7 protein-coding genes are annotated in these 8,224 nt (G+C 38.2%); 1 reads left to right on the plus strand and 6 read right to left on the minus strand.

Annotated elements, in window-relative coordinates; genetic code table 11:
* Positions 1-217: 217 nt before the first annotated feature.
* Both BQ9859_RS00370 and BQ9859_RS00375 read right to left on the minus strand, forming a co-directional pair.
* Complete coding sequence (locus tag BQ9859_RS00370) at positions 218-952, minus strand: serine hydrolase (protein ID WP_235846357.1); 735 nt, start codon at positions 950-952, stop codon at positions 218-220.
* Positions 953-1,231: 279 nt separating this feature from the next.
* Positions 1,232-2,473, minus strand: a complete 1,242-nt coding sequence (locus BQ9859_RS00375) for a hypothetical protein (protein WP_143404348.1) — start codon at positions 2,471-2,473, stop codon at positions 1,232-1,234.
* Between the two features lie 250 nt (positions 2,474-2,723).
* On the opposite strand from BQ9859_RS00375, the gene BQ9859_RS00380 reads away from it, so the two are divergent.
* Positions 2,724-3,980 (plus strand): IS110 family RNA-guided transposase, encoded by a 1,257-nt coding sequence (locus tag BQ9859_RS00380; RefSeq protein WP_075876229.1) that lies wholly within the window; start codon positions 2,724-2,726, stop codon positions 3,978-3,980.
* Between the two features lie 64 nt (positions 3,981-4,044).
* Here BQ9859_RS00380 and BQ9859_RS00385 read toward each other — a convergent pair whose 3' ends face one another.
* The 4 genes from BQ9859_RS00385 to BQ9859_RS00400 all read right to left on the minus strand — a co-directional run bounded on the left by BQ9859_RS00385 (position 4,045) and on the right by BQ9859_RS00400 (position 7,829).
* Positions 4,045-4,596 carry an RNA polymerase sigma factor gene (locus BQ9859_RS00385; protein ID WP_075876230.1) on the minus strand — a complete coding sequence of 184 codons (552 nt, stop codon included), beginning with the start codon at positions 4,594-4,596 and terminating at the stop codon, positions 4,045-4,047.
* A 66-nt stretch (positions 4,597-4,662) separates the two neighbouring features.
* Entirely contained in the window at positions 4,663-5,181 is a 519-nt protein-coding gene (locus BQ9859_RS00390) for a GNAT family N-acetyltransferase (RefSeq protein ID WP_075876231.1), read from the minus strand.
* Positions 5,182-5,255: 74 nt separating this feature from the next.
* Positions 5,256-6,461, minus strand: a complete 1,206-nt coding sequence (locus BQ9859_RS00395; RefSeq protein WP_075876232.1) for an acetyl-CoA C-acetyltransferase — start codon at positions 6,459-6,461, stop codon at positions 5,256-5,258.
* 159 nt (positions 6,462-6,620) lie between these two features.
* Positions 6,621-7,829, minus strand: coding sequence for an acetyl-CoA C-acetyltransferase (locus BQ9859_RS00400; RefSeq protein WP_075876233.1), 1,209 nt, complete (start codon positions 7,827-7,829; stop codon positions 6,621-6,623).
* Positions 7,830-8,224: the final 395 nt, after the last annotated feature.

An 8,224-nucleotide genomic window follows, 5' to 3' on the forward strand; every position in this document is an offset into this window, starting at 1 on the left:
CATGCATGATCGTTCAGATTATTGCAATCACTCCGTGAAGAAGTTGTTAGAGGAATAGACGATAAAATGATCTTTCTCTTCTAATGAGTAATGCTTATTTTTTTTAGAAATCCTGGATATGCAAGTGTATCAACGATTTCAGGAAAAGTATCAAAATCGATGAAATCAGAATCTGACCCTTTTTGCATAAAAGGACCCCACTTTTTCATCCGGAGCGCTACTTCATAGAATTACCATTAAAATAGGTATAGCAAATGGCATTGATGTCACCGATGACAGTATTTTGATTACCTAGGGAAGTAAAGATGACGATAGTATATGGATGATTTCCGTACACAATGCCGGCAGCACTATTGTACATACCATAATTACCAAATTTTTGTGCAATGTCTGTTTTTACATCTGTAGCCAGATACGCATCTGGTGTCGCCATTTTTAAATTAGCAATCAGCTGTGTGTAATCATCACTGTGTTCATATAGATGAGCAAGAACATCTGATACGAATGCAGCGTTTAATACATTATCATAGGAGTAAAAATAATCATCCTGTTTCACATCACTATATTTAGAGATAGCTTCCTTAAATGCAATCCATCCGCCGAAATTTTCAAATAAGATATGTCCTGCTGTGTTGTCAGAGTAGAGAATTAAATCATGAAGCAATTCGCTTAGTGCAATTTGCTCACCAACGGCATACACATTTCCAATAGGACCACCCGCTTCATAATGATTTGCTTCATAGGTAAACAGCGTATCCAATGTATATTCACCTGCATGGATTTTTTCATAATAAATCATAGCTAACGGCAGCTTGTAAATACTAGCAGCAAAAACGTTCTCGTTTTCGTTGTGCACATAGCGTGTATGTGTTTCTAGATCTTCAATACAATATTGTATGGAGGCATCGCTAATTGAATTTTGTATTAAATAATTATTAATGAGTGTTTCCATTTGGTCTGCTTCAGGTGTGATCGAAGGTGATGGGACATCATTATTGGAAGAAAGGATCCCCTTTATCATATTGCTATAGTCTATAGCATTTATTGACAATTGATTGTTAGAATGAGGAAACAATACATATATTCCAAGTAGAGCGATCCATATGAGACAAAGGACAAGTATGATCCATAATTTATATTTTATCTTTTTGGTCATGGTAAACACTTCCTTTTTCATTAGAGATCCTAGTTCAAATGTAAATATTCTATAGAAACGAACAGGTGAAATATTTTATTTGGGAAGCGATCCGTTTACAGGCATAGTTTCAATATATTTTGAGGGAATGGCAGGAACATAACAAATCCCGTATACAGTGGCTCCTTTGCTGTTTGCTTCTTTGTTGAGCTCTACATAAAAACAGTAATAAGGAATAAAATACATATCTGTAGCGTCTAAACGATAAATAAGTTCACTTTTGGCGATAGTGATGTCATCTTTGATAAGCTGTGTTGGAAAAAAGGCAAGGTAGTTACCATTTCGCAGTAATTCTTCCGCTTTTTCAACAGATATGATCGGATAATCGCCAATTATTGTGGATTGATCTGTATGTTGGATCAAAATGCTGGATAATTGACCATCTGCGATACCAAATGTAATATTCTGAAAGTTATAGTTAAGGATACTGTCTTCGATTGTTTCACCTTTGTCATAAAAACATATTGTGTAATTCTTTTTTCCATCATTATTGCAATCACCTCCAAGAATAGCTATTTGAGGATCTTGCATGTCAATCAGATCGGCATATGCACGTTGAATATATTTTGCTACTTCCATATTTTCTTCATAAGTGTTTAATGAAAAGGATCGCAAATGCTCTGGAAGAGCATCTTCGGAGCGAAAGAATATCCGGGTATCCATATATTCATTTACTATGATGGTATGATCATCTGTTTCCGCCATCATCTGAACATCATACGGTGTGTGTTCAATTTGAACCTGAAAGGAATCTTTTGAAATGTGTAAACGATTTGTAATGTCATAAAGTTCCTGTTTCATATCATCTAAAGAATATCCGCTTACTTTATGTTGTTCATCATGAGAAATTGGATTTTGAAAGATGGGAAGAGATGTGACTGTTAATGCTTCGTTCCATGGATTTCCGCTGACAATGTCAGATGGGGAAAGATATTCTAATGCTTGATAACCAAAACCACCGGCAGTTTTATCGTTTAGAGTGATGACAGGCAGCGTTTCTGTTTGCGAGATTGTTGTATCCTCAATGGCGGACTCTTGCCAAAAAATATGAAAGAAAGCGATATGAATGCAGATAAATAAAACCATTATGCAGGTGATTCTCTTTATGATCCGTGTTGATAAGATTGTCTTTTTAGAAAAAGGCAAGGCGGTTCGATAATGATCAGCTTCAATAAGATATTTTTCATCAATTGCTCCGAAAGCATCTATTAAGTCTTCTTTTGTCATATATTCCTCCATTTCCCCGCGCCTAAGGTCGCGCGGACACAAATATTTCATCAATAAATCTCACACGTCTCATTTTTTCGTGTTACCATATAAGAGAGGTGGTACACTACAGAGCACGTGGAGGTGAGTAGGAATTCTACTCAATTGAATATCCTGTATATATATAAGTTGCCGTCATCATCTCAAGCACAAATAAGTAGGACTTTGAGCCTGGACACTTATGATTGTTCAATCAACTGTTGTCGATTCGCTTTGATGACAGTCAATGCCACCTCTCCTTTTGCATGAAAGGAGTTTTTTTATGGTAATGAAAATCGTTCGTTTCAACTGTTGTGGCATGGATGTTCACAAAAACCTGGTTGTCGCTACTATTGGGATCACCGATAGAAAGACCAACATTACAGAATACTTCCAACGATCCTTCTCCACTTTAAACTCCGACCTATACCGTTTAAAGGATTGGCTGCGATCTCATCACTGTTCTGATGTCTGTATGGAGTCTACCGGTAAATACTGGATCCCGATCTTTAACATTCTTGAAGATGAGACCAATGTCCATTTAACTCACCCCAAGTATGTCAAAGCCATCAAAGGCAAGAAGACAGATAAGAAAGATTCCAAATGGATCTGTGATCTCTTCAAACATGATCTGATCAAGTTTTCGTTTATCCCTCCCAAAGAAATTCGGGAGATGCGTGAGATCGCACGTTACAGATACAAACTGGTCTGCATGCGTTCTTCAGAACGGAATCGTTATCAAAACTGTATGACCATTTCTAATGTCGGTCTGGCTTCTGTTGTTTCAGATCCTTTTGGCAAGACGGCTTCCAACATTATGAAAGAAGTCATGAAATCCAATGTGATCGATGATGACAAGATCCTAAAGCTCGTTCACAAAAACTGTAAGAACAAAGATAAGATACTGGACTCTCTTCATGGCTATCACATTGAATCGGATCAACGATTCAAGATGGAAAAATCTTTGGATCATATGGAATATTTAGATCAGCTCATTGATTCATGCGAAGTGGAATTGATTAAGCGTGCGTATCCTTTTCGCAGATCTTTTCAGCACATCACACAAATAAAAGGAATCAGTGCTTTATCTGCTATTCTTATCATCTCTGAAATAGGAATTGATATGTCTCAGTTCGAATCCGACAAACAGCTTGTCAGTTGGGCCGGACTTTCTCCTGCCAACAACGAGAGTGCCGGCAAGAAAAAGTCAGTCCGTATCTCAAAAGCTGGACAGTATCTCAAACCTCTGCTTGTCCAATGTGCTTTATCGGCCATCAAAGATAAGACATCTTATTTTGGAAGAAAGTATTCCAATATCAAGAAACGACGAGGTCATAAGAAAGCAATCATTGCGATCGCACGCATGATGCTGGTCAGCATCTACCACATGATCCTTACAGGAGAAGAATTTAATCCATGTGACCATGAATCCTTTATGGATCCAAAACCAAACGCCAATCCTTCACTTACAGTTGAAAAAGCATTGAACTTTTTAAAACAATCTGGCATTGATATTTCTTCTATTCCAGTCAACTTATAAATTTTTTCGATATCTTTTACCTCCTGTTTTTAAGTCGGCCCTTTTTGCGCATTTTTATTCACACTTATCCCTCCTTTAAAAGATGCAGCCTTAATTGTTTCCGCATTCGATGTAAAATGCTTTTTGTTTTAGAAACAGAAAATGTATGATGCTTTGCAATATCGGCTACAGAGTCCATAAAATAATATCGTTCTAAAAAGATACTTTGTTCTTCCTTTGGTAATGTGTCTAAAAAGGATTGAATTGTTTCTTTTAATAGCTCAAGATCAATTAAATCCTTGCTTGATGTCTTCTCTCCGATACATTCTTCTAATTCAGAAATTGAACAAGTATATTGGGACGAATAGCGTTTCATACGGCATTTGTATCGGAGAAGATCAATGGAGAGCTGTCTTGTGATCTTTGCCAGATAGAGGGAAAAGTGAATCGGTGAATGCGGAGGAATCGAATTCCAGGCTTTCAAATATGTGTCATTGACACATTCTTCGCTATCCAAAGAATCATTCAAGATATTCTGAGCAATCTTAAAAAGATAGTGTTCATATTTATTTTTAGTTTCTTTAATTGCCGTTTCATCCCGTTTCCAATATAAACTGATAATTTCCTGATCTTGCATATTTTTCTCCATCCCATCCTTTTCACTATATATACCGATAAAAAGTGAAAAAGGTTGCAAAAAAAATTATTTTTTATCTTTTTTTAACATATAAGCAATATGCGGTATATCTATTCCATGATAATGCTTGATCAATCTCATCTTCGGCTGCATCCCTAAACGCAGGGCAACATTGATGGATGGTTGATTGTTCTCGCGAATGATGGCATATATCTCATCAGCGTGAAAGTGATCAAAAGCATAATGGCAACAAGCTTGTGCTGCTTCTGTGGCATAACCTTGGTGCCAATTGACCTTTGCAAATAGATAGCCTACTTCTTTGACCCAGTGATCATTGCAATTTTGCATGGTAATTCCACATTGGCCGATCAATTTATTATCTGCTTTGGAAATGACTGCCCATAGACCAAAACCATCTGATTGATAACGAAGCAATTGTTTTTCAAGCCAATCGAGCACTTCTTGATCATCAAAGGCGTGTTCATATGCGTACATGACATCTGGATCCTGCAAGATTTTTGCCAAAGAGGGAAGATCAGCATATGTGAGTTCTCTCATATATAAACGTTTTGTCTCAATAAACATAGGAATACCTCCATAGGAATACATTAAAAAAATCCCGAAGGCTTTTGCTTTCGGGAATAAATAAGCATTTTTGATTATGGACGTTTAACGATCACTGCACAACCTTGTCCGCCGCCGATACACAGGGAAGCAAGACCAACTTTTGCATCACGTTTGATCATTTCATAAATCAAAGATACAAGGATACGGTTACCAGAAGCACCAACAGGGTGTCCCAATGCGATGGCACCACCATTTACATTGACTTTCTCCATGAATTTTTTTAGATCGATGCCATGTTCTTCTTCTAATTCATGTAAAACACCTAATGACTGTGCAGCAAATGCTTCATTTAATTCTACTAAATCCATATCATCCAATTTCAAACCTGCATAATTCAAAGCATTGCGGATAGCTGGAGTAGGACCTAGACCCATTGTCAAAGGATCCACGCCGCCTTGACCGATACCCACGATTTCGCAAAGCGGTGTTAAATTATATTTTTTAACAGCATCTTCACTTGCTACTAAAACGAAAGATGCTCCATCATTGATACCAGAAGCATTACCAGCTGTTACAGTTCCATCTTTAATGAAAGCAGGACGCAGCTTAGCTAATTTTTCTGGATTTGATTTACGATTTGGATGTTCATCTGTATCAAATACGACATCTGCTTTTCTCAAATGTACAGTGATCGGAACGATCTCATCTTTGAAACGTCCGCTGTCAACAGCTGCGATAGCTTTTTGTTGAGAAGCATATGCAAATTCATCTTGCTGTTCACGAGTGATGTTATATTTTTTTGCAATATTTTCTGCAGTTACACCCATATGGATGTTTGCACGTGCATCCGTCAATGCATCATAGATCATGTGGTCAACAACAGTGAAGTTACCCATTTTGTTACCTGTACGTGTATTCGCAGGAATCAAATATGGAGCTCCTGACATTGATTCCACACCGCCGGCAACAACGATGTCATTAAATCCACATTGAATCGACATAACTGCTTCCATTACAGTACGCAAACCAGAACCGCAAACCATATTTACAGAATGAGCACATACTGTTTCTGGAATACCAGCTTCCAAAGCAATGGTACGGCCGATATTTTGTCCAAGTCCAGCACCTAATACATTACCGCAGATGACTTCATCTACATTTTCTGGTGCAACTTTTGCGTCGGCCAACAAGGCTTTTACAACTTCGCTGCCCATGTCTTTTGGTTTTACAGTTGCTAATCCGCCAAGGAAGCTGCCGATGGCTGTACGTTTTGCACTTACGATATAAGATTTTCTCATATTCTCTACCTATCTTTCCTCTCTTTACGCTTTCTGCGTTTTCACAGATAAATAGTAACGAATTGTGAATGTTTTGTCAAGTGAGTAAGAAGCGTTGAAAAAAAGTAATAAATGAAAATAAAAAACGGTATCCTGAAAAGAATACCGTTCAATGGATCATTATGGTCGTTTGACGATGACGGCACAGCCTTGTCCGCCGCCGATGCAAAGAGAAGCTAAGCCGATCTTTAGATCACGTTTTGCCATTTCATAGAGCAGGGTAACTAAGATACGGTTACCTGAAGCACCTACCGGATGACCTAATGCGATAGCTCCGCCGTTAACGTTGGTTTTTGCCATGAATGCTTCACGATCCATACCTGTTGCTTCCTCTAATTCGTGGATAACACCAAGTGATTGTGCAGCAAATGCCTCATTCAGTTCGACTAATTCCATGTCTTCGATCTTCATATCTGCATATTTTAATGCATTTAAGATTGCAGGAGTAGGGCCAAGTCCCATGACACGCGGATCGACACCGCCTTGACCAAAGCCGACGATCTCAGCCATTGGCGTCAGATTGTATTTTTTCAAAGCATCTTCACTCACAACGATCGTAAAGCTTGCACCATCATTGATACCAGAAGCATTACCAGCTGTTACTGTACCGTCCGGTGTAAAAGCAGGGCGCAATTTTGCCATTTTTTCTAAAGTCGTTGTACGGTTTGGATGTTCATCTGTATCAAAGATATTGATGGCACCTTTTCTTCCCGGTACTTCTACAGGAACGATCTCATCTTTAAAGCGACCGCTGTCGATTGCGGCAATTGCCTTTTGTTGAGAAGCATAGGCAAATGCATCCTGATCTTCACGTGAAATGTTATATTTTTTAGCAATGTTGTCTGCAGTTACTCCCATGTGGATGTTATACATTCCATCAGTCAAACCATCATGCAGCATGCTGTCGACTAATTTCATATCGCCCATCTTGACACCATTACGGATCTTGCTTGGAACCAAGAATGGAGCATTGGTCATGGATTCCACACCACCGGCTACATATACATCACCAAAACCTGCCTGTATACGCAAGGTTGCTTCCATGACTGCTTTTAATCCGCTGCCGCAAAGCATGTTGATGCTTTGTGCACAAACTTCTACAGGGATACCTGCTGCAATGCTTACCTGACGGCCAATATTTTGACCTAAACCTGCCGCAATGACATTTCCTACTAATACTTCATCGATGTCTTTTGGATCGATTCCAGACTGTTTGATCGTTTCTTTCAGTACAGTTGCTCCCAAATCAACCAGCTTGATATTTGTAAGACCACCCATGAAGCTACCGATCGCACTACGTTTTGCGGCTACAATGTACGCTTTTCTCATAATTCATTTCTCCTTTCGATATGATGCATTCATCATTCAGCTTCAGTTTATACGAAGAGAAGGGAAGAAGTCAATAACTAATTATTTTTTTCACAAGTTAATAAATATCCGACTGGTTCATCGAACAGGGGAGAAGAATGTAAGCACTTTGAATAGGTTTATTATTCCGTATTTTTAAAAGAAAAAGTGCTAAAGCGGTTACATTTTATAGGTATTTTTCACTTTTCGAAAAGTTGTGAAAAAATTGGCAAATCACACTTTTTTAATGTAATAAACAACTAAAAATCTGATTGTCCGCTAAAACACTGTATCTATCAGCATTTTCAAGGGTTGAAATACTTCAAATTACTACGATTTTACTACCATTGAATGAGCCTTGATACGTTAGAAATCCC

This window comes from Merdibacter massiliensis (assembly GCF_900155395.1).
GTDB classification, from domain to species: Bacteria; Bacillota_I; Bacilli_A; order Erysipelotrichales; family Erysipelotrichaceae; genus Merdibacter; species Merdibacter massiliensis.

Bases quoted from the DNA above. Each gene is read 5' to 3' on its own strand.
- BQ9859_RS00370 (WP_235846357.1), bottom strand. From the start codon at position 952: ATGGAAACACTCATTAATAATTATTTAATACAAAATTCAATTAGCGAT.
- BQ9859_RS00375 (WP_143404348.1), bottom strand. From the start codon at position 2,473: ATGAAATATTTGTGTCCGCGCGACCTTAGGCGCGGGGAAATGGAGGAA.
- BQ9859_RS00380 (WP_075876229.1), top strand. From the start codon at position 2,724: ATGGTAATGAAAATCGTTCGTTTCAACTGTTGTGGCATGGATGTTCAC.
- BQ9859_RS00385 (WP_075876230.1), bottom strand. From the start codon at position 4,596: ATGCAAGATCAGGAAATTATCAGTTTATATTGGAAACGGGATGAAACG.
- BQ9859_RS00390 (WP_075876231.1), bottom strand. From the start codon at position 5,181: ATGTTTATTGAGACAAAACGTTTATATATGAGAGAACTCACATATGCT.
- BQ9859_RS00395 (WP_075876232.1), bottom strand. From the start codon at position 6,461: ATGAGAAAATCTTATATCGTAAGTGCAAAACGTACAGCCATCGGCAGC.
- BQ9859_RS00400 (WP_075876233.1), bottom strand. From the start codon at position 7,829: ATGAGAAAAGCGTACATTGTAGCCGCAAAACGTAGTGCGATCGGTAGC.